The 21695-nt window shown below is 44.5% G+C and carries 21 protein-coding genes, 1 tRNA gene and 1 riboswitch; of the genes, 9 read left to right on the forward strand and 13 right to left on the reverse strand.

Going from position 1 to position 21695, the window contains the following annotated elements; genetic code table 11:
- Positions 1-7 precede the first annotated feature (7 nt).
- The 4 genes from LEP1GSC050_RS07380 to LEP1GSC050_RS07395 are packed head-to-tail and all read right to left on the reverse strand — an operon-like array spanning position 8 to position 3627.
- On the reverse strand, positions 8-2299 hold the full coding sequence (locus tag LEP1GSC050_RS07380; RefSeq protein ID WP_020987689.1) for a sulfatase family protein: 2292 nt from the start codon (positions 2297-2299) through the stop codon (positions 8-10).
- Positions 2280-2864 carry an RsmD family RNA methyltransferase gene (locus LEP1GSC050_RS07385; RefSeq protein ID WP_010570601.1) on the reverse strand — a complete coding sequence of 195 codons (585 nt, stop codon included), beginning with the start codon at positions 2862-2864 and terminating at the stop codon, positions 2280-2282. The genes LEP1GSC050_RS07380 and LEP1GSC050_RS07385 overlap by 20 nt, the downstream gene beginning before the upstream one ends.
- Positions 2861-3409 carry a hypothetical protein gene (locus LEP1GSC050_RS07390; RefSeq protein ID WP_040911514.1) on the reverse strand — a complete coding sequence of 183 codons (549 nt, stop codon included), beginning with the start codon at positions 3407-3409 and terminating at the stop codon, positions 2861-2863. Before LEP1GSC050_RS07390 ends, LEP1GSC050_RS07385 begins: the two co-directional genes overlap by 4 nt.
- A 26-nt stretch (positions 3410-3435) precedes the next feature.
- Positions 3436-3627 carry a hypothetical protein gene (locus LEP1GSC050_RS07395; protein WP_010570603.1) on the reverse strand — a complete coding sequence of 64 codons (192 nt, stop codon included), beginning with the start codon at positions 3625-3627 and terminating at the stop codon, positions 3436-3438.
- Between the two features lie 105 nt (positions 3628-3732).
- On the opposite strand from LEP1GSC050_RS07395, the gene LEP1GSC050_RS07400 reads away from it, so the two are divergent.
- Both LEP1GSC050_RS07400 and LEP1GSC050_RS07405 read left to right on the forward strand, forming a co-directional pair.
- Positions 3733-4725 (forward strand): hypothetical protein, encoded by a 993-nt coding sequence (locus LEP1GSC050_RS07400; RefSeq protein ID WP_010570604.1) that lies wholly within the window; start codon positions 3733-3735, stop codon positions 4723-4725.
- 1 nt (position 4726) lies between these two features.
- On the forward strand, positions 4727-5098 hold the full coding sequence (locus LEP1GSC050_RS07405) for an LIC12806 family lipoprotein (protein WP_010570605.1): 372 nt from the start codon (positions 4727-4729) through the stop codon (positions 5096-5098).
- A 15-nt stretch (positions 5099-5113) separates the two neighbouring features.
- Here LEP1GSC050_RS07405 and LEP1GSC050_RS07410 read toward each other — a convergent pair whose 3' ends face one another.
- The 3 genes from LEP1GSC050_RS07410 to LEP1GSC050_RS07420 are packed head-to-tail and all read right to left on the reverse strand — an operon-like array spanning position 5114 to position 8203.
- Positions 5114-6049: a TonB family protein gene (locus tag LEP1GSC050_RS07410; RefSeq protein ID WP_010570606.1), complete on the reverse strand. Its 936-nt coding sequence runs from the start codon at positions 6047-6049 to the stop codon at positions 5114-5116.
- The gene (ruvB, locus tag LEP1GSC050_RS07415; RefSeq protein ID WP_010570607.1) at positions 6027-7058 is read right to left on the reverse strand and encodes a Holliday junction branch migration DNA helicase RuvB; all 1032 of its coding nucleotides are present in this window, start codon (positions 7056-7058) and stop codon (positions 6027-6029) included. The genes LEP1GSC050_RS07410 and ruvB overlap by 23 nt, the downstream gene beginning before the upstream one ends.
- 11 nt (positions 7059-7069) lie before the next feature.
- Positions 7070-8203: a trypsin-like peptidase domain-containing protein gene (locus tag LEP1GSC050_RS07420; RefSeq protein WP_010570608.1), complete on the reverse strand. Its 1134-nt coding sequence runs from the start codon at positions 8201-8203 to the stop codon at positions 7070-7072.
- Positions 8204-8292: 89 nt separating this feature from the next.
- Here LEP1GSC050_RS07420 and tmk point away from each other — a divergent pair, with 89 nt between their 5' ends.
- A complete protein-coding gene (tmk, locus tag LEP1GSC050_RS07425; protein ID WP_020987612.1) occupies positions 8293-8904 on the forward strand; it encodes a dTMP kinase in 612 nt (203 codons plus the stop codon).
- On the opposite strand, the gene LEP1GSC050_RS07430 is transcribed toward tmk, so the two are convergent.
- A complete protein-coding gene (locus LEP1GSC050_RS07430) occupies positions 8881-9234 on the reverse strand; it encodes an LIC10421/LIC12816 family protein (protein WP_010570609.1) in 354 nt (117 codons plus the stop codon). The two genes, tmk and LEP1GSC050_RS07430, sit on opposite strands and share 24 nt — an antisense overlap.
- Before the next feature lie 183 nt (positions 9235-9417).
- On the opposite strand from LEP1GSC050_RS07430, the gene LEP1GSC050_RS07435 reads away from it, so the two are divergent.
- The 4 genes from LEP1GSC050_RS07435 (at position 9418) to LEP1GSC050_RS07455 (ending at position 12938) form a co-directional block, all read left to right on the forward strand.
- Positions 9418-9489, forward strand: a tRNA-Arg gene (locus LEP1GSC050_RS07435).
- 1419 nt (positions 9490-10908) lie between these two features.
- Complete coding sequence (locus LEP1GSC050_RS07445; RefSeq protein ID WP_010570611.1) at positions 10909-11190, forward strand: type II toxin-antitoxin system RelE/ParE family toxin; 282 nt, start codon at positions 10909-10911, stop codon at positions 11188-11190.
- An 8-nt stretch (positions 11191-11198) separates the two neighbouring features.
- Entirely contained in the window at positions 11199-11501 is a 303-nt protein-coding gene (locus tag LEP1GSC050_RS07450) for a HigA family addiction module antitoxin (RefSeq protein WP_010570612.1), read from the forward strand.
- Between the two features lie 498 nt (positions 11502-11999).
- Positions 12000-12938: an Rpn family recombination-promoting nuclease/putative transposase gene (locus LEP1GSC050_RS07455; RefSeq protein WP_010570613.1), complete on the forward strand. Its 939-nt coding sequence runs from the start codon at positions 12000-12002 to the stop codon at positions 12936-12938.
- Between the two features lie 260 nt (positions 12939-13198).
- On the opposite strand, the gene LEP1GSC050_RS07465 is transcribed toward LEP1GSC050_RS07455, so the two are convergent.
- The 3 genes from LEP1GSC050_RS07465 to LEP1GSC050_RS07475 form a co-directional block, all read right to left on the reverse strand.
- Positions 13199-13852, reverse strand: a complete 654-nt coding sequence (locus tag LEP1GSC050_RS07465) for an ankyrin repeat domain-containing protein (RefSeq protein WP_010570615.1) — start codon at positions 13850-13852, stop codon at positions 13199-13201.
- A gap of 84 nt (positions 13853-13936) precedes the next feature.
- Positions 13937-15112 (reverse strand): YncE family protein, encoded by a 1176-nt coding sequence (locus LEP1GSC050_RS07470; protein ID WP_010570616.1) that lies wholly within the window; start codon positions 15110-15112, stop codon positions 13937-13939.
- A 4-nt stretch (positions 15113-15116) separates the two neighbouring features.
- A complete protein-coding gene (locus LEP1GSC050_RS07475) occupies positions 15117-17177 on the reverse strand; it encodes a TonB-dependent receptor plug domain-containing protein (protein WP_020987501.1) in 2061 nt (686 codons plus the stop codon).
- Between the two features lie 171 nt (positions 17178-17348).
- Positions 17349-17535: riboswitch (cobalamin riboswitch) on the reverse strand.
- Between the two features lie 354 nt (positions 17536-17889).
- Here LEP1GSC050_RS07475 and lsa26 point away from each other — a divergent pair.
- Entirely contained in the window at positions 17890-18627 is a 738-nt protein-coding gene (lsa26, locus tag LEP1GSC050_RS07485) for a surface adhesion protein Lsa26 (RefSeq protein ID WP_010570619.1), read from the forward strand.
- Positions 18628-18745: 118 nt separating this feature from the next.
- On the opposite strand, the gene LEP1GSC050_RS07490 is transcribed toward lsa26, so the two are convergent.
- Positions 18746-19792, reverse strand: coding sequence for a CapA family protein (locus LEP1GSC050_RS07490; RefSeq protein WP_020987422.1), 1047 nt, complete (start codon positions 19790-19792; stop codon positions 18746-18748).
- Between the two features lie 183 nt (positions 19793-19975).
- Here LEP1GSC050_RS07490 and LEP1GSC050_RS07495 point away from each other — a divergent pair, with 183 nt between their 5' ends.
- Positions 19976-20848, forward strand: a complete 873-nt coding sequence (locus LEP1GSC050_RS07495) for a class I SAM-dependent methyltransferase (protein ID WP_040911219.1) — start codon at positions 19976-19978, stop codon at positions 20846-20848.
- Positions 20849-20983: 135 nt separating this feature from the next.
- Here the strand turns inward: LEP1GSC050_RS07495 and LEP1GSC050_RS07500 are convergent, their stop codons facing one another.
- Complete coding sequence (locus LEP1GSC050_RS07500; RefSeq protein WP_020987745.1) at positions 20984-21682, reverse strand: LIC_13076 family protein; 699 nt, start codon at positions 21680-21682, stop codon at positions 20984-20986.
- Between the last annotated feature and the right edge of the window lie 13 nt (positions 21683-21695).

Here is a 21695-nt window from a genome sequence, read left to right on the forward strand (position 1 = left end):
TCAAGCATCAATTCGTAATAGGAAGGAAATAGTCCCCCGCTTTCTTCCACTTCCCGGAACCTACTAAAATTTTCTCCAATTCGCGCTTGAGATCTTCGCAGTAAATTGCCGAAATCGGTTTTTGGCTCCATGGATCCGCAATTCTATCGTAGCATTCATAGTCCACGCCTTCAGGTCTTGGGATATAAACGAGTTTGCGATGTTTATCCTGGATCATCCTATGTTTCGCAAATGCGATCGTTTCCTTTGCATACGGGTCGGAAATCGTAACGCTGTCGCCGTCTTCCGGATCTATCGAATGAAGTTCCAGGATATTCGGATAGCGGATTCGATTTTTTTGAAAGAAATGATCTCCTCTATCCGAAAACCATATTCCGGTTTCGGAATAAATCTTGCGGGGATCCGACCAGTCTCCACGAGCCGGCGCCTTTGATAGATCTCTTCCCGGATAAACAATTTCTGCAGGCTGATGGATTCCCACTATGGACAGTACCGTCGGAAATACATCCAGAGAACTTGTGATGCCTTGAAATATTCCGGTCTTAGTTTCCGTTTCGAAGTATTTCGGAAATTTTAAGAGCAATGGAACTTTAGTAACTCCTTCACCCCGCAAATGTTCGCCGTGCCCATGACTATGCACGTCTTCGAATAGTGATTCACCGTGATCGCTCGTTAAGAGAATTAGAGTATTATCATACAAATTTTTCTTCTTCAATTCATGAAGTATTTTTCCGACTGCATCGTCAAAGGCCCTAAGAGAAGCTCGATAGATCGCACGAATTTGCTCCTGCTCCTCGGGGCCAGGCTTCTTAGAATCGCTCGGATCCACGAATCGGAAATATTTGGACGGTCCGTAATAATTTGAGTTTCCTTCTTCCTTATAAAAAGGGTAAGGAGGACTGTAAGGAAAATGAGTCACTGAAGAAAAATACACTGCAAAAAAAGGGGATTTTTTATCCTCAAAAACTCGGAATAAATCCGGTAAGATTCTATTATCATCGCCTAATGTAGGTAAGGATCTTACCGATGATAAATACTCGCCTCCTCCGAAGAACGCGCCTGTTAATAAAGGAAGTAGGTAGACCTGGGATTCGAGAGTTCTTTCCTGAGTAAGAGTTCCCGCATTGAAGTTAGGAGCGTAAATCTCGTCGAAACCCCAATTTGCTCGCGGAAAAATATCGCCCGCAAAGGAAGAAACGACGACCGTCCGATATCCCGCCTCCTGGGAAAGAATACTTCCGAGAGTCGGGATCTTGACCCCGAGGGAAGATCGATCTTTTTTATCCGGAAACATATCCTGTATGCCGTGATTGAAGGAATAGCATCCGCTAAGTAAATCCGCCCAGGCAGGGAAGGTTCTAGGAATGGTAGTATGGTGATCAAGGAAGATCCTCGATTCTTTCGCTAAAGCATCGATATTAGGCGTGAGTCCTTTCTTCCCGGAAGCGTAACCCAATTGATCCTGACGAATACTGTCGGCGGCCAGCACGAGAATATTCATATTAGTGGATTTTGTTATAGGTGAAGATGCGCGGGTAACATCCGAAGATTTATTCACAAAGCGCGGAGAAATCTTAACGCAGTATCCTAAAAAAAATCCGACCGCCAAAATAGAGGATAGTAGGAATTCATATCTTCTTTTCTTCAACGACGGAGCCCAAGAATAGGCCAAACTCGAAGCCAATACCCCGGTGGCGGATCCGATCGAATGGAATCCGTAAAAGAAAAGTAAAAATAAAAGAAAGCGCGCTACGGATAGTATATTATTTTTTTCTAATGAATTTAGGATCTTCCTGCCTATCTGTATTAGAATCAAAATTACCAATAAACTTAAAGGAAACCAGGGGGGAATATGATCCGTCAGAAAATACAAAAACCCAAGCGCCCAGGATTGGCGATAATAAAAGAATTCTCCGTAGACTTGAGGATATTTTGAAACGGAGGAACAAAACAATAAAAACAAGCCCGTTCCCAAAAGCGCATACTGATATCTGGCGCGGATCGTCCGTCCGTCGGAGTATCTATCCCAGTCCGGCCCGAGAAGTAAGATGGAAAAAGCGGAAAAAAAAGCGTAAGATACGAATAAAACTCCGCTCAAATCTTTCAAGATCAAAGGAATCAATCCGTAAATCAGCGATCGGAATTCGCTGATATCCACTCCCATTACGTGAAAGGAGGTGTTGACGGCTCCGAAAAAAACGGAAAGAGAAGCTACGAAGAGAAAAGTGTGAAGCCAGGGATTCCCGGACTTAAATTGGTACTTTATAAATTTTTTAAATTTAAACCAGAACGCGGACATTCAGCACGTTCCTACCGAACGGACGAGGTTCGAAGCCGTCCCAATTTAAAGCTGTCGGAGATTGAATCGCGATTACGGCCGCACCCGACTCTTCCGCTATAATATCCTCCACCATCGCCTTGATTTTCGGTTCCTTTTTTTCCCAGAATGAATACGGAGGATCTATAAAATATACTTTATGCGTTTGAGTCAGATCAAAATCTTTATGGAACCGAAAAGCATCCTTGCGTAACACGAGATGTTCCCTATCGAGTCGACTAAGAACTCCTTTTAAGCTCTCGTATCGATCCCAGGCTAATTCTAAAAAAACCGCCTTTGCAAAACCGCGACTTAACGCTTCGATTCCAATTTGTCCGGAACCTGCAAAAAGATCCAGAAAGGCCGAATCGCTCAGATTCAATCGTCCTTGGAGTTGTAAAGATTCCAATATGTCAAATAGGGATTTCTTAAAAATAGCCGGCGTAAAATTACTTTTTCCTTCCGGAGAAACGGGAGAAGGAATTACTCTTCCTTTCAAATCGCCGGTTTGAATCCGGAGGCCTTTTCCTTTTTTTGGAGGTTTCATTTTTCTTCCTTGGTCTTTTCCAGGCCGAGTTCAAGAATTCGAATTCGTTTGCCCAACTTGGAGTCTTTTGCGATTCCCTTCGCCTTTTCCAAAACGGAATCGGCAGACTGATAATCCTTAGAAGAATAAAGAATGCAAGCGTATGTATAAATCCCTTCCATATACCGAACGGAGGATTCTCCCTTTTCTAAGAAAATTTTACCCCAACGAATTCCGGATTCGTAGGCTTCCAATACCAGGGCGCGTTCGAGAAAAAGATATACCGCGTTATAGAAAATTCCGGGATGATCTTTATGTCGAGAATAGATACTTGTGAGGGTCTTGTCGATTTCCTCGAGATTCGGTTCCGAGGCGACGTATAAAAGAAGAATTTTATAGTCCACTTCTCCTCGCCTCAAAAGTGGACGGGAGACGCGGACCAAAACGTCATAATTTCCTTTTTTATAATATTCGTATACTTGATCGAAATCAACGGCTAATGCCGGCAACGTAAACTGACAAAGGAATAAATAAATAAATAAAAACACTGTTCCGCTGCGATTCATTTTAGAACGCGGCGAAACGGAAAGATTCAAAGTTCGATTACGTTCGAGGATCCGCACATCGCGCAGATATAACTTTCAGGAGTGTCGATCGCACTCTCTGAATCGCTCTCCCAACGGTGGTCGCAGTCCTCGCAGACGTAGGTTACGGCCTCATCGTCAAGGAGGTCCTCCTCCCCGTCCGTGTCATAATCCTCGTCAAATTCGTAGTCATAGGGCATATTTACACGGAAACCAGGGGGGGTCCTGGAGTCAAGCCAGACTAATGATCAACGACTCAAAAAATACGTGAAAGGACTAGGCTGCCGGGAGAAGCTGTCCGAAGGATGCTATATCAACCCCGTCATAGAAGTTACAAGAAAAAAGCAAATTATAGACCGCTGGTATTCTTCTTGCTTATACTCGCACTTGCAGCGACCGCTTTTTTCTTTCGTCAGGATATTCGAAATTTGTTCGCCGGCGATCGAAGACTGCTACTCGAAAAGGAAAGAAAAATTCTGCAGGATGGAATCTTGAAGGCCGAACCAAAAGAAAATGAAATCAAAGAGTTTCGTTCTTTAGCGAAAGATTTTGCCTCGACCAACCCAAAAGACGGAATTTCTTATCATTACCTAGCGCTTTCGGGATATTATGAATTCTTGCTATTAGGATTTCGTTTCGATTCGGGAACACTGTCTAAAATCGCATATACGGGATTCGATCAATTTCTTTCGGAAGACGCTTCCTACCTTCCTCTTGTAGAGGACTCTTACCGTAATGCTTTGCGAGCTCAAGCAATCGATCCTGAATTCAAGGAATCCACCGACAATCATTACCTAATTGCATTCGGGGAAGCGGTTCGGCAAAAACTAAGCCGCGTGGCCTTGAATAAATTATTAGTTTCCATCGAACCTGCAAAGCTTAGTCCGGAATTACGCATAGGATATGCTTGGACTTGTCTCCTAGGAAGTTCGCTTTCGGGAAACACCGAATTTTTAAAAGCGACTCTCACTCAACCGGAGGTTTCCGGTCCGTTACTTCTTTCCGCAAGGGAAGCGGACTTTCTGACTGCACTTTCGGAATTTAGAGCCGGCCAGTATGTTTCTTCCTTGGCCTTACTGCGCAAAGTAAGAAATACGAACGAAGATTTCTTAACCGGAAGTTCGAAAATTTTGGAAGCAAGAATTTTCTATTACCAAAATCTTCCGCCTAAAGCGTTGACCTTACTCGAAGAATATTACCCGGCTGCCGGAGATCGCAAAGAAGAAGTTCTGAATTTAGCGAAGGAAATTTTAGGAAAGAACCCGACTCTAAAGACAAACCTTCCGATCGAGGAATAATATGAAATATAACCTTCTCGTTTTACTTTGTATCTTCGCTTTTTCTTGCGGAGTAAAACCCGTTCCTCCTCCGACAGGAACATTTTGCGATCCGCTAAAGAAAGAGAGGGAATGCATCATACTGAATTTCAGAAACGGAAAAACCGTTTTCGGAGAGAAGGAATATTCCCTCAAATCCTCAAGCATTCTCAACTATTCGTTCACCGCCGTTGACATCACTTACGAAATCGAAGTTTTAAACGAGAACCGAGTGAAGATAATCGGAACGGACGGATCTCAAAAATTATTCCTTCGCTTAAAAGATAAGGGGGAACGCAAACGAGAATGGGCTAGACTCTGGCAAGTGATCAAAGAAGGCTTAGGTTTAAAATAAACGAGGGAGAAATTCTTATCGCCTAAATCCGGGAAAGATAAATCGAATTCCGAAAATCATTCCTTGCGATTTGACATCTTCCGGAACGGGTCCGAAATTTTGGCCACGCAAAGTGTCGATACAGGCTCGGTCCACCATACCCTGGCCTTGGGACGATACCAATTTAGTATCGATCACCTGTCCGACGTCGTTTAACATAAATTGAACTCTGACTTCTCCGGGAATAATCGCCTCTCTAACTACCGTACCAGCTCCGTCACGGTATCCGAAGTTTCCTCCACCCGGAGGAGCAAAGCTACCTTCGATTTGGCGGAGCATTCGTTTAAAGTAATCGTATCCGGCAAGTTTCTTACGCGGAATCGAGAGAGATTGGCCGCCGTCCCAACGAAACAGAAAGTCTTGTTCAAATCGATAATTGAAAGGGATCTTCGTCATTCTTCCGCTGGCGGAAGATTGGGTAGACTGCTCCTGGCTTTTTGTCGGTTCTTGGACCGGATCATTTTTTAAAATGGCTACATCGTAAACTTTTTCTTCCTCGGTTTTTGTTTGCGAGGATTTAGGATTAGCTTGTTGAGAAGGACGTTTAATCAGGTTTCCCCAGATAAATTCACGATGGGGAGAATCGGTATGAAATCCTTCTTTCTTAGTTAATCCGCCCGATCCTGCCGCATCCACATTTGATAATGCCTTGTATTCGTCCTTAACCCGACTATCCACAAAATCTTGTTCCAAGAGAACTTCATAAATCTTTTCGCGCTCGTCTCGATCGGTGACTTTCACCATCGGGTCTTCCCCGAGAATTTTCCACAGGACGTTTCGGGTAAATAGATGCGCGACCAAAAACGAAGCGAATGCAAACACCAAAAAAGAGGCAAAGAGAAGGCGGCGGTCGTCCTCATCTATATTGGTCGGCTTATCGATTTCTAAATTAAAAAAGGCCGGGAGCTGCATCTTCGTCCGTTCTAATTCCCTTTGGGGGATAAGATTTTTCCAATATTCTGTACGCTTTTTCCGTGGCAACCCTACCGGAAGGTGTTCGATTAATCAAGCCGACTCTTACCATATAGGATTCGTAATGGTCTTCTAGGGTTCGTTCCTCTTCGCCGACAACCGCGGCGATCGGCTTCAACCCTACCGGCCCACCTTTATACCTGTCTATCATACATTCCAATATTTGGCGATCCATTCTATCCAGGCCGTGCTCGTCGATTCCGAGTCGTCGAAAGGCCTCCTCGCAGGCCGGAATTCGAATTTTGCGCTCGTCCTGGACTTCGGAGAAATCTCGGACTCTCTTTAAAAGATGGTTCGCGATCCTAGGCGTTTTCCTCGATCGACGGCCTATTTCCAAAGCGGCTTCTTGCTCGATTTCATAACCTAGGATTTTCGCGGATCGGAGGACAATCCGTTTCATTTCCTCGTCGTCATAGTATTCCAGTCGACTGTGAATTCCGAACCGACTTTTTAAAGGATCGGAAATTAAGCCGCTGCGAGTCGTGGCTCCGATCAGCGTAAACGGTTTTAGCTTTATCTGAATGGTTTGCGCCGTAATCCCTTCTCCTACGAGAAGATCGATCATATAATTTTCCATCGCTGGATATAGAATTTCTTCCACTTTGCGCCCGAGCGAATGCACTTCGTCGATGAAGAGAATATCCCGTTCTTCTAGATCTGTAAGCAGCTTTGCCAAGTCGGCGCCGCGAGTCAGAACCGGTGCCGAGGTAACTATAAGTCTGGCGCCCAATTCCTGAGCGATAATTCCCGCTAAAGTAGTTTTACCCAAGCCGGGGGGTCCGGAGAGCAGGACATGATCTAATGCCTGCCCTCGCTTCTTAGCGGCTCCTACGAAAACGGAAAGGTTGGAAAGAATTTCCTTTTGGCCTATAAACTCCGAAAAGAAGGATGGACGTAAAGTTACCTCCTCCTCGAATTTTTCATCCGGATTCAAAGTATGACGGGCCAAAGAAAAGTCCGTTATTCCTTAAGTTTAACCGAAATCTTAAGAGTTTGTCCTTTTCGGAAGACGGTGATCGTTAATCGTTGTCCGATTTTAGATCCGCGTATTTTAGTGACGATCTCCGAAGCGTTTTTAACCTTGGCTCCGTCTATCTCCAAAATCACATCCTCAATTTCAATTCCGGCGTCGGCGGCTGCACTACCGTTCACGACTTGTCTCACGAATGCGCCGGATACGGAAGGCAATTTTAATTCTTTCGCAATCTCTTCCGTAACATCATCCAGTCCCACACCGAGGCGCGGGCGTTTAACCTTTCCGCCGGATTTTAATTCCTCTACAATGGACTTAGCTTCGTTAATCGGAATTGCAAACCCGAGTCCGATGGAGCCTCCGCTTGGTGAAACGATCATACGATTGATTCCGATGACGCGGCCGTTTATATCCAATAATGGACCACCCGAGTTTCCCTGATTGATGGCGGCGTCAGTTTGAATATAATGCACTCCTGAATTATCGATTCCGCCCCGACCAACTGCGGAGACGATTCCGACCGTCATGGATTGTTCCAGACCCCAGGGCGCACCGATCGCAATCGACCAATCTCCCACCTTAACCGCAGATGAATCACCTAACTCGATCGGAGTTAGATTTGTATCCGCTTGGATTTTTAGTAATGCGACATCGATCGTCTGATCGGAACCGACTAATTGCGCGGAAAATTTCTTACCATCTTTTGTACTGACGGTGAATTTATCCCAACCGCCTACTACGTGTTCGTTCGTAAGAATGTAACCGTCTTTACTTAGGACAATTCCGGAACCTAACCCGCTCTGTTTTTCTTTTTGGGGGCGGACTCTACCTCTGCGGCCGTAATAAAAATCGAAAAACGGATCAATGCCTTGTTGAGTGATAGTTCTCTCGGTAGCAACGGAAACCACACTCGGAGAAACGTTCGTATAAACTTCCTCAAAGGCTTGTTGAATGGAAATTGCAGCCTTTGCCGCAGGTGTCGCTTCTCGATCGGCCTTTGCATTGAGAAACAAAGAACTATTACCGGTGGAACCGCAATACAAGACTGGCGACAAAAGTGTGCCTGCCATCACTGATACTCCGATCACCAGGAAATTTTTGAATCTGTCGGTTTTTTTCATGGATTCCTTTCCTCGGGAATGGGATTCCGGTTGGTACGCTTCAGGATTTGTCGGAAACCGGCTCTGTCAAGTTGGTTTCGGAAACGTTAATGGAATCACATCCGGGATTTTTTGTTTTTGAAGGTTTGGACGGCAGCGGGAAAAGTACCCTCAGCCACCAAGTATTTGACCGACTTTCTCAGCAGAGTGTTCCCGCAATTTGTTTTGCGGAACCCACTAAATACGAAACCGGACAATTTTTAAGAAAGTTCTTACGCGGAGAAATCGAACTTTCGGAAGAAGATCAAATTCAAGCCTTCCTAAAGGACAGGGAAGTGTCTTTGAAAAAAAATATTCTCCCATCCTTGGCCGAAGGAAAGATCGTGCTTTTGGATCGGTATATGTATTCTACTGCCGCATATCAATCGGGACCCGACCTTACCGCACAGGAAATTTTAAAACGAAATTTGGAGCAGGGCTTTCCTCAACCGGATCTTCTCTTTTACTTAGATCTGGATCCGGAACTTGCATTAGCGAGAATGGAAGGAAGAGAGAACGCTAAAGAGAGATTTGAATCTCTGGAAGTTCTTCGCAAAATTCGCAATTCTTACGAGAGTATCCTTCCCTCTTCCACGATTCGACTCGATGCACGAAAGACTAGCGTCGAACTTGCGGATATAGTATTAGAGAAAATTCTTTCAGCTAGCCGAAATGGCCGCTAAATTGCGTAGGGTTTCTTCGTGAATCGATGCTTCCCTATCAAGTTGCTCGGCCATATCTAATAGCTTTTTTTTGCGAACGGATTCAGGAGATAATTTCGGCTCGGCAGATGCGAGTTCCCGTAAATGTGAGGCTTCGTTTCTCTTCTTTTTAGCCAAATTCTGAAGGTATCGTCGGACGAGGTCTTTTTGCTCGGGGGTGGAAAGACTTTCAACCAAGGCCTTTTCGGTTAATCTAGCTTCCTCTTCGGCGGAAAAGGAAGCCAAGGAAAAGGGGGACAAAAATAAGAAAAAAACAATTCCGTAAAAACTTAAAAAGCGATTCGATTTCATTCTCTTATTCCTCGGGTGCTCGCGTCGAATCCCGCTCTAAGATGCAGACTACGAATCCCCAAAATTCTGCACACGAAAAAAAATACGATCCGCTTATTTTCATGTACGATCAAAACACGCCGACAAAAGCCTTGGATTGCTGTTGACGGTGAGCCTTCTCCTAAAAAACTCTCCTTACACATCGCACCTATAGCTCAACGGATAGAGTACAGGCCTCCGGAGCCTGGGGTTCGGGTTCGAGTCCCGGTAGGTGCAGAGTTTTCAACTAATCTAAAATCAAGGACTCGAAGCGAGAACTTGAGAGCAAGCATAGCGACCCTTAGGGAGCGTAAATGCTTGCGACCGAGCTGCACGATGCGGCGAGGCAAGTTCGAGACGCCGTGGAGCCAAGTTTGCCACGATGGCAAACTGCGTAACGGCGAGTCCCGGTAGGTGCAGAATTTTCAACTAATCTAAAATCAAGGACTCGAAGCGAGAACTTAAGAGCAAGCATAGCGACCCTTAGGGAGCGTAAATGCTTGCGACCGAGCTGCACGATGCGGCGAGGCAAGTTCGAGACGCCGTGGAGCCAAGTTTGCCACGATGGCAAACTGCGTAACGGCGAGTCCCGGTAGGTGCAGAATTTTCAACTAATCTAAAATCAAGGACTCGAAGCGAGAACTTAAGAGCAAGCATAGCGACCTATTTTGCGACCCGTAGGAAGCAAAATACCCAGCGGGTGGCTGAGTGTGGCGAAGCCAAATCGTCAATTGCGTCATAAGTAAAAATCAAAACAACCTTAGGGAGCGGAATGCTTGCGACCGAGCTGCACGATGCGGCGAGGCAAGTTCGAGACGCCGTGGAGCCAAGTTTGCCACGATGGCAAACTGCATAGGGTTCCGACCTAAAGGAGGAATCCTGGCTTCCAAGTTTCTCCCACAAGTCCCGTGCAGAGGACGGAGGAGAGAACACTGATGAGCAGAGTTTCCACGTTCTAGAGAAAGATTTTTGTGATAACAGCGGATTTTCTCCTACCTCTCGCCTTTTGAACTAATAGCAGCTTCTGTCTAGCGTGAGCAAAGCGAACGCGTCTGTCCTTTGATACCTCGGGTCCGGGGGTTTGGAATAGACAATTCCCCGGAGAGACGGAGTTAATTCGAATGCAGTTTGTTTGATTGAAAATTTGACTTCACTTCGTTCAGTCACCCTTCGGGAATCTCGCTCCCTAAGGGTCGCTCGATTGGGTAGCGGAAGACGCGTTTAACGCGGCTGCAGCGCGGGGGAGACGTCCCCCGTCTGTCTTCAATCCTCTGTGAACCTGGAGGCGGCTGAACACCGTCGAGTTTAGTAAAAGCCTTCTCCTTGAGTCCATTCGTTAGCTTTATATTGACGATCTGTTGCCAAAATTTCGGTTTCAGTGATCGGATTTTTTGATCTTTGTTACGCTTTTCGACGAGGATCAATATCGGGGCCCTGCCCAATTGCATACGTGTGATCGCTTTTAGGGCTTTAGTCTCATCTCTTTTGATCTATACTTTCTTACATACTTTGTTATCCGCAATTTTTAAAAAGGCTATTTTCGATCGAAATTCCTTAAAAATACTAGTATAACGGAAATGTTCAAGAAATAAGTGATCCGATAATCACGCCGGTATTCTTGCTTGACAGTATTATCGAAATCCAGGAATATCGGGTGTGATTAATTCCTTTAAGTCGAAGGAAACGGAAAAAGTCTGGAATCAGGAATTTTCTAAGAAGCTTCCGAATCAAATTCAATCGATTGCTTATCGTAAATTAGTAATGATAGCTCGATCAAAGCAAATTGAAGATCTTAAAATTCCTCCTTCAAATCGCCTGGAAAGGCTTTCAGGAAATAGAATAGGTCAATATAGCATCAGAGTTGATGATCAATGGCGTATTTGTTTTAAATGGAAAGATGGCAATGCCTTTGATGTAGAGATTGTTGATTATCATTAGGGGTAGTTATGAAAAAAATTCCGAATGTCCATCCTGGCGAAATTCTATATGAAGAGTTTCTTTTACCAATGAATATTACCGCATATCGTTTAGCTAAAGAGACTAAACTAAATCCGACGAGAATTAGCGAGATAATTCACGGCAAAAGAGGCATATCGGCTGATACTGCTCTGAGGTTCTCGAAGTTTTTTGGCAATTCTGTCGAATTCTGGATGGGGATCCAGGATGAATATGAGATTCGTGAGGAAAGAGAGAGAATCTCGAGCGAATTGAAAGAGATCAAAAACTATAAAGAGCTGATTAACGCTTAATCTTTCAAAACGTCGAATAAGTAAAAATTGTCGCTGCGCTCGAGCTTACTTCGTAACTCTCGCTCCGGGTTTCGCAACATTCAGCGCTGTCGCTCGTCTGGCAAAAGCAAGTCCACACCGAGAGCTTCGGATACTATCCAATTAAAATATCATAATAATACCGAAATATTAGGGACCGATGCGTATCCCGAGGCTCGGAGATTGGCGGTGATGCGCTGCGCCCAGGAAATTTAATCGATGCCAGTAAAATACTAAATCACCTATCACTGTTTAAATACGATAGAGACTGGAGTTCCTCTCCGCCTGCATTTAAACCCAATACCTAACGCCTAACGCATAGCTGAACCTCCATCGGACTTTCTGAAAACGTTGTGAAACTTTGACATTTTCACTCCGAGGTGATCTCTTATCGAGAGGGGTTATGCAAACAAGAAACGTCCGGTTCAGCTTTCCTAAAATATCACGCATCGAATTCGATTTCGGAACCGGATTTTATGCATGTCCGAAATCAATAATCCCCACGATCGACTGATTCGAGAAACATTCCAGGACAAGGCGGAAGCGATTTCTTTCTTCAAAAATACCCTACCGACGGGGGTAGTGAGGCTTTTGAATTTGGACCTGCTGGAGTTAAGCGAATCTAGTTTTGTATCCGACGATTTAAAGGAAGAGCAAACAGATTTACTTTATACGATTCCTTTAAGATCCGGTACGTCCGCTCAGATTTACCTTTTATTCGAGCATAAATCCTATCTGGATCCGGGCATTTATGTCCAACTGCTAGGTTATCTTTCGGAGATCTACCGGAATCAAGTAAGAACGGAAGGTAAATATTCGACTGTGATTCCATTCGTTTTTTATCATGGAGAAAGGCAGTGGACGTTAGGCGAAACTTTACTAAGTCAATTTAAACTTCTTGAAGAAGAAACAAGGGTCTTATCCGAATTTATTCCGAACTTTAAAATAAATCTTTTCGATCTATCTGGAGTGGAGTTACAAGAGAGATTAGAAAGTATAGCGCTTCAAGTAATCCTCGGAATAGTACAGAGGATCCGGGAAGGAGAAGCGGTTTTTGTGAATCATTTACCCGGCTTACTTACTCTCTTAGACGAGATTGGGGACGAATCGAAAAGAGTTGCAATCTTACACAAATTACTTTTATATATATTCTGGGTAAAGGATTTCCAACCTTCAGAATTGAAGGAGATGCTTCATCGCAGGAAATTGGAGAGGTACGAGGAGGTAGCAATGACCACAGCTGAGAGACTGATTCAAGAAGGGATACAAAAAGGCAGGCTGGAAGGCAAGTTAGAGGGTAAGTTTGAAGGTAAACTGGAAGACGCTCGCAAGATGCTTGCGAAAGGCATTGATCTTAAGACAGTTTTGGAAATTACCGAACTGACTGAAAGAGATCTCAGAAATAATTCGATCATTTGAAATTCATGAAAAGATAGAACGATCTATCGGTGGAAATCAATTCGGCATACCTTAGATTCGATCAGCATTAAGTAACTCTCATATAAAAGAATGATTCTTTTCCGTGCAGAGGACGGAAGACGGAACATTGATGAGCAGAGCGTCCACGTTCCGGAGAAAGATTCTTACGGTAACACCGGTTTCTCCTCTACCTCTGTAACCTTTCCAATGTCTATCAGCTTCTGTCGTCTGTCCTCTTACTGCCTTTCCCAGATTTCTTTTTACTCTAGAATTTCCGCTTCTTTCCAATTCCCACGTTGCATCGCGATTTCGCGAGCGGTCTGCCCGTCCTTAGTTTTTAGTTCGGGGTTTGCACCGTGTTTTAGAAGAAGAGCTACGATATGTCCGTTTCCCTGACGAGAGGCGGCAATATGTAGCGGAGTATAACCCCCTTCTTCTTGGCCGTAATTAGGATCCGCGCCTCGTTCGATTAAAAGTTTTACCGTTTCGTCTTTTCCGGAAGCTACTGCGGAATGAAGCGGAGTGTTTCCGAAGGAAAATTTGCTTTTGGATTTTGCCTGCAATTCGGCCCCATGATCTAACAGGAATGTCACCAAAGAAGTTCGACCGAAATGTGCCGCCAAATGAAGAGGAGTCCAACCGTCCGGACTGTAAGAATGCACTGCCGCAGGATCTTTTTTCAGTAATTCTTGAACCCTCTCCTGATTACCGAGGGCGGCAGCCTCGAATAAATTCAGGGGAATTTCCAGGGTCAGGTAAGCCTGGATGATGTCTTCCTTACCGTAATAGAGGGCAAACAATAAGGGAGTAATACCTTCCGGATTGGCCAGAGAACCTAAAGACGGGTTTTCGCGCAAGGCGTAGATTACCTGGGCTTTTTGGCCGGAGGCGATCAGGTGAAATATATCGGACATTGGCAAACCTAACCCCCGAAGCGTAAAAGGGATACTGTCCCGTTTACTTTCTTTGTCAATTCGGATTAATACCCTTACAAAATTCTAATTATCGATTAATTCAAAAAGATCAAAAGGCTGCAAATCTACCGAAATCGGGAGCGGAGTGAGTAACGAATTCCCGTTCTTCGTATCGAACATCGAAACTCCAGGCCTGGTGAACTCCGTATTCGCGACATATAATATTCCGCTGGAAGCAAGGAATATCGAAGATAAGCTTGCGTCAAATGAAGATGGAATGAACAACAAAGTGGAAAGTCTCGCCCCCGTACTCGGATCAAAAACCTGCAAAGTCTTATTAAAACCGGCATCCAGAACGCTTGCATATCCGAGATGATCGTTCGCGATTTGCACGACCATTAAATCTCCGCCCGAAGTCGTTTCGGCGTATAGGTAATTCGATAAGAAAGTCCTCGTGGAAAGACGGAATGCGACGATACCGCCGTCGATCCGACTGATATACCCTATGTAATTCGGCGTCGGAATTACCAAATGAGGTTCGCCGAAAAGATTCACTAATTGAGGTTTTCCTAACGGATTCGGTGTCGGGAAATTGTATACTGCAACTACCTGATCGGAGTTGATATCGATTTCCAGCAAAAGAGAAAGTCCACTCGGCGGCCAGTACCCGCTTGCATCGTTACGATCCAGACGTTGCAAACAAACAAAGAGGCTATTCCCGATTATTTTCATCCCCGACATTTCCGGTAGTCCGTCCGGATGTCCCGAAGTGGACGTTGGTTCGGAGTATCCTCCTAGGTCCAAAGCTCCTAGAACTGAGCCGTTACTTGGATTGATAATTTTCAGGAATCGAGAATTGTAAAGCGACACATATGCCTTATTCGGACCGGCAAATTCGATATCTGCCGGATTCGTGCCTGCGCCCATCGACCATTCCGCAATCGTCTGAAACGCTAAGTTGGGGTCCAGAATCTGTATACTGTCTCTATTTAATCTATTTATAATATACACTTTGGAATTGTAATATCTTCCGACTGCATCGGAGTGAATCGGAGTCAAGCCCGGATAAGAAATTTTCAATTCCGGATTTAGAACTTTGAATCGTCCGGAGCTGCTAAAATCGGTGGTTACGACTCCGATATTTCCGGAGACATTAGGCGTTAAAAACAAAGTGTAAAGAGGAGGACGATGAATGTCCTCGCAGTTCACGCCCAAGAGCCAGAAGAGAAGAATTGCAGAATAAGATAAAATCCGTTTCATATCCTTAAAACCTACCGCTCAAGGTGACGAACCAATTTCTACCTGGTAGAGGATACCCTACTATATCTTCGACCCTCTTGTCACCCGCGTTCCGTAAATCGAAACTAAGAAGGAGTTCCTGAGGAGCCTTTTCCGTTTTAGGATCCGAGGTAATCTCCTCTATCGGAGATGAATAGAGCACTATCGTTAAATACAAATTCCATATCTGTCTTGAAGGTTGATAATTTATATATTCGTTTGTCCTATCTTTAAAAACGGCGCCGACGTAAACCAACTCTACGCCTCCTTCCCATCTCTTAGCGCGATATCCGACAGTCGAAGAGATTTCATACTTGGGTCGTAACGGCAGATATTTTCCCTTTAAATAAGGAGCGTCCGAAGTGTTGATCGCCTGCTGATACGTATAATCGATCAATAATTTCCAACCCTTGTATTCCGATTTATGAGAAATTTCCGCCCCGTCTATCTTCGCCGAATCCACATTTTCCGGTCTTAAGGTAAACTGAGAATTCGGGATAAACAAAATCATATCCGAAATTCGTTTTCTAAAATAGGAAACGGAACCTTGGGCTTTTAAATTTCCATTTACGTATTTTGCGGAAAAACCCGCGTCCACGTTCGTACTTTTTTCGGGTTTTAAACTGTCATTCGGAAGAATAGTTCCTACTTCGCCGAACAACTCTAGAAAGCTTGGAATTCGATTTTGTTTAGCCACGTTCGCTTTTAAATCCAGGTTAAACGACTCGTATTCGAATAATTTATACAAAAGTCCCGTTTTAGGATTGGAAAACGAAGTCGTCTTGTCCGAAGAAGCCAACGGGTCCTGTCTCTGGTACCAAGGCTGATTGCTCTGAAAGCGGTCCTTGTATGTATCCCACGAAACCCCGGGAGTTAAAACAAGTTTACCGTCCATCAACCGGATTTCATCCTCTATTTGCGAGGTTATATACGTTCTGGATTTTCCCGGCTCATAATTTAAATCTATATTATCGATATTACTTCTAGTCCTCGAGAATGTCTCCTTTTCCAATCCGAAATGCAACCGAATGATTTGCAAATAATTCAATAAATAGAAGGTGGGAGTAACTTGAATGCCGGATTGATGAATGCGAGCTGCGGAGTTGGGGGTCCCTGAGGAAAATTCCGATTTAGGATCGTATAGATCGTCGTTAGCAAATGTAGTAAAGCCTCGCGTTTCTAATCTTAATACTCCGTCAAACAAGCCTTTCGTATCGGTAGTAACAGACGACGTATTCCGTAAATATTTTCGATGGACCTGTCGGGTTTGGTTGGATGCCGGCCCTGGAATTCCCTGATACCTATAATTTAGATCATTCCAAAATCGAATTTTCGTTTTTCCGATATCACCGTCCAATCCGATCATTCCCGATGATCGTTCGTATTGCGCGTTTCTCCTGCGATCGATCGTATCGTCGTACGGATTTACTATTATAGTTCCATGAGGATTTAAGTATGGAAAGTTTTGATCGGATTTTTCCCCTAAGAAAAACAAACTTGCTCCGATACCTCCGTAGGTTCCGGTGTGAGTGACGGTCCCTTTCCCCGTATTATAACTTCCGCCACCGATATTCACTCTCGTCTTTGCGGGACCTGTCGATTTTCGAGTTACTAGGTTCACGCTTCCGCCAATTGCCGACCCGGAAAATCCTACGGGAGCTCCGGATCTGTATACTTCCACGCTCTGCAAATTATCGAAAGGAAGGTCGGCTAAATTCACTTCCCCACCTTGCGTGTTATTAAACGGCACTCCGTCTATAAAAATTCTGGATTGATTCGGGTTCGTTCCTCGAAGAGATAGAGTCGAATAAGAACCCAATCCGCCGTATCGTCTAACTCGAATCCCGGCTTCCCTTTCTAACACATCGGGAAGATTCGTATAACGCGCATTATATTGATCTAAATTGATGGAAGATTGAAACCCGGTGGGATTTTTCCGAAAATTTTCGGGTTGATTCGAATCTGAAACCTTTCCTAAGACTTTGAGCGGTGCGGATTCCTTTTTAGGTTGTTCTTGGGGAAAAACCGCGTGGGAAAGAAAGGCCAAGCCAAACACTATGATCCGATTCGCTTTGCAATTGAAAGCAAGGTTCTTATTTTCGGAGGCACGAGCTCGGTTGGACGACAAAGAAAGCTCCCGTACGGGAGACCGGGTGGGAGGGCAAGAGGGGTTACCGCAAAAAGACTTCCCGCCCGACTTTAACTCCCGAAAGTCTGACAAATGATAAGCGAAAGGATAGATTTTCTGGCTCGCGTCCGGGATTAGCGCCTTCCCATCCATTATAGACAGTGGCCTTGTTACCATCCCGTAAGACGACGCTTACAGCTGCGGGTTCAGCTTCGGACTTTCACCGAATTCCCTTTTCCTCTTGGCTTGCCACGCCAGCTTTACGGCGGGAAACGTTACGGCAATCGTAAAACGCCGGGTCTTCCCCTCGGACCTAATTCGAATCCTCCATATGTAATCGATTTGAAGCGGCGATCCGGCTCCTCGATCCAGCCTTCTCAACGAATACTGTCGTATAAGTACTCGTCAGGCACTCCGTTCGGGCTCGCTTCGCGACCCTCCCTTCTGGCTTCGCCGCATTCTGATTTGTGACTGCACTTGTTACGCACATTCCTGCCAACCGGCTGACTGCCGGCCGTAAAACGTCGCCTACGCTTTTTCGAAAACCGATAAATATTTTCTTGAAGTCGTCGAATCGAAAGCCAGAATGTTCGCATCTTAAATCCACGCCACCTCGGAGTATAGAACTCGAATGAAACTTAAAGAACTATCAGTATGGCTTTTGACAGGAATATTCCTCTTGTCCTCGTCTTCCGTGTCCGCACTTGGTACCTATTCAGAAGGCTGGACCGTAGCGAAACTGATTCAATTTGAAAGCAGAGGACTCATCTTTGATTCGTACGAAGGATTCTTGGAAGTAACGACTTTCGACAAAAATGAAAAATGCGACGAAAACAAGGACGAATGCTTTACCCCGACCAAACAAAAGGTAGCGTTCAGCGTTCGCCCGGAAATGACAGAAGTAGTCAATTTTTTAAGTAAAAGCTTAAATCAGGAAGTCCTAATTCAATATAGAATTCATAGGATCGAACCTATCGCTCTCTCGACCGATTTCGAAGTCCTGGTCGCACAAAAGCAGGAAACCGTACTTGGAAAAGATATAGCCGATAAATTTATTGGCCCAAAAACCGGATCCAAAAGAAATTTCTCGGTCACCGGAAGGATACTGAGTCTAGAATATAGAGGAACTGCGATAGGCACTTACGAAGGCATTTATTTGGATGAAGCAAGAGGCAAAGTACATCCGTTCTCCGTTACTAACGAAGAGGTGGCTACCTTCGCCTGGTCGGCTCTTAAATATAATCTTAAATACTATCTTGGAATCTCAGTGGCCTTTGCCACCGGAGTACGGGAATCGCATTACGATTTATTCGAAATAAACTTTAAGAGTCCGGCAGGAGCACTCGAAGCTCCGCCTAAACCGAACTGATCTAATCGGATTCCTAAAATCTAAAGGGAACGCTCGTCTCCGGAAATCGATTCCGATTCGAGCGTTCTTTTTTTAAGAGTAGCCTTTCAAGCGAATGCGAGGCTTTTCCTTGCTATTCTTACGGTAATATTGTTCCGTCATTTTGAATTTTTGGACCTTTCCCCGGAAAATCAGCTTTAGTCAAAGATTGCATTAGCTCGGTCGTTTTATTTTCCGGATCGGGAGAAGGCACTCCGTTCTGACTCAGCTGTAAAGGATGTATCTTACCCTTCACAAAATTTCCTTGTTTATCCAAATCCGCTTCCAGCACCAACGAATAACCTCCGTATCCTTTCGTGGAAAAAACCCTATACCCCAAAAAGTTACCGAGAGAATAAGCAACCAAACGTCCCCTATAAAGCTCTAGAGCCCGAGGAAGATGCGGACCGTGTCCGATGAATAAGTCGGCGCCTGCATCGATTAACGCGTGAGATAATGCGACTAGATTTCCGCGATACTCCCCGTAAAAACGTTCCTGTTCGTTTTTTACGTGGAGAGCGGGACCGCCTTCTGCACCCCCATGTACGGAAATGAAAACTAGCTGAGCTTTTTTCTTCGCCTCCTTAACTAAGGCTACTCCATCCGAAATTTCATTCACGTTATTATGAGCAGCTTTCATATGACTGAAACCGATCCAGGCGACGGTTACACCTTTTACGGTCATATACGTGATAGCGCCTTTCTTTCCGGTAAATCGCATTCCCGCAGAGGAAATGTTTTTTGCGGTATCGTCAAAACCTTGCTGATGAAAATCCAAACTATGATTATTGGCGATGGATAGAATATCGAATCCCACGTCCTTTAGAATTTTTGCATACGAAGGCGGAGTTCTGAACGCGAAGATTAAGGGACGATTGATATTCTTAGAAGAGGTCGGATAATCCGTTAGGGTACTTTCGAAATTTGCGAAGAGCAAATCCGCCCCCCTTAACGCAGGCACGACTTCGGAAAAAAGGGTATTTCTCGGATCGCTTGGGAGCCGGTTGTCCGGATAATTCGTCCCCATGACTAAATCGCCGACCGCTTTGATTTTGATCGTTTCGGTTTCCGCCGATCTAAGAGAAACAGGGGCGTTTAAAACCAAAAATAAAACGCTGATGTAAAATAGAGTTAGGAATCTCTGCATAGAGGGAGATTTTTGCAACCACGCTTTCTAGGAAAGCGGTTTTCACAAAAGAGAGTGACTAAAGTGCCGCTGATGTAGCGGGATTGGTTGATATGGCTCCCTATTTTTTTCTAAAACTACGGGAATGAAATTCGCCCAAAATTTCCTGCCCCTGTACATCATTACCGCCGATGAGATCAATATATGGAGCAAATTCCTTGCAATACATGCGGATCCTTGACGTTCCGCTCTCTCTTCTCCAAAGCGAGTTCAAAGGGTGAAATATTCAAAATAGTGAAATGTACACAATGCGGCTTGGTACAAGTAAACCCGCAGCCTTCTCCAATGGAAGTGGAGAAGTATTATGAGGACACTTACTTTACCCAACGAACGGATCGCGGGTATGACAATTATTATTCGGACGCGACAAAACGGGAAATATCAAGAGTCTACGGTCTCAACCTGAAAGACTTAGGCTTCTTTACATGGGAAAGTAAATTATACGCCGATAGATCCGCTCTGGACGTGGGCTGTGCCGCCGGATACTTCTTAGATTATTTGAAAGATCGGGATTGGAATGTGAAAGGTTTAGACATCGCTTCCGGACCCATAACCTTCGCTAAAGAAACGCTAAAGTTAGATGTCGAACAAACGGATTTTCTAAATTGGGATTTAGAATGTTCCCAGCAATTCGATCTAGTGACGCTCTGGGCAAGCCTCGAACATTTGCATCGCCCCAAGGAAACTCTTGAAAAAATCATGCTTCATCTAAAGCCAGGCGGACGAATGATTCTTTCCACCTGTCGTCACGGTTTGCTTGCGAATATTTTAGGCGTAAAATGGAGATACTTGAACGTTCCCGAACATCTTTATTATTATAGTTTATCCGGAATCCGTCGACTTTGCATAGATATCGGCTATCTACCTCTATCTCATATCACCTACGGAAGCGGGTTAACCGGTCGAAAAAGTGCCGGGCCATTCTTCAAAACTTCCAAAAGATTCGCGGATTGGGCCGTCAAAAAATTCGACCAGGGAGATATGATGGCCCTTTGTTTTGGAAAACCGAAATACTAAAATCGGATTCTATCCAAATAAAGGGATCTTTTCTACGGCATCGAATTCTGGAATTTTATCCGGATAGGAATTCGATCGGATTTTTTCCGCCTAAGCCGTGATGTTTCATCGGCTCGGGAGTATATTAAGAATTACTTAAGGCTTTTCGGACGGCTTATCCTTAACCCGAATCACTTTCGTAGCGAAAATGACTTTGTATATTTCCTTTTTTAGTACGGAAGCTTCTTTAATCTGGTTGGCTTCATCCCATTCGATTTTTATCGAATCGATATCCTGTCCTAAGACTCTGGCTTCTTGAATCCTACCGTTTCTATATATAATCGTACTATAATTCTTTCCGGCGGAATCGGCCGGGTTGCTTCGATCTAAATATTTTCGCAATGAATCTTCGAATAGCCTTTCGCTTTCCGCAAAGAAATCGGAACGAGCCTTTTCTCGCTCGGTTTCGAAGAAAGTATCGTATTCGTCCTTATGCACGAAACGAGTCGCGGTATCGCATTCCGAAATTTTAACCGGATGAACTGAGATCGAGGTCATCACCCCTAATAAGAGAGAAAGGGCAATGTGCTGCCAATCGGCTCGATTCTCTAAAATATATATTTTTCCTTCTTGCTTAGGAAGAGCAGGTTCAGCCGAAGAGAATTTCCATAATCCATAGAACGCGTACCAGCGATTGTACTGCCCGAGAGAAGCGCAAGATTTACCATCCGCCTCTATCGCAAGTTTTTCCGGTTGGGAAAATTCGATTCGTTTATCAAAACTGCATGCAGGATATAATAATATGGAAAGAATCAATCCCGCGGCAGTAAACAGGTGATGCATAGTACTTTTCATATAGATGTAGTTC

This window comes from Leptospira broomii serovar Hurstbridge str. 5399 (assembly GCF_000243715.2).
GTDB classification, from domain to species: Bacteria; Spirochaetota; Leptospiria; order Leptospirales; family Leptospiraceae; genus Leptospira_B; species Leptospira_B broomii.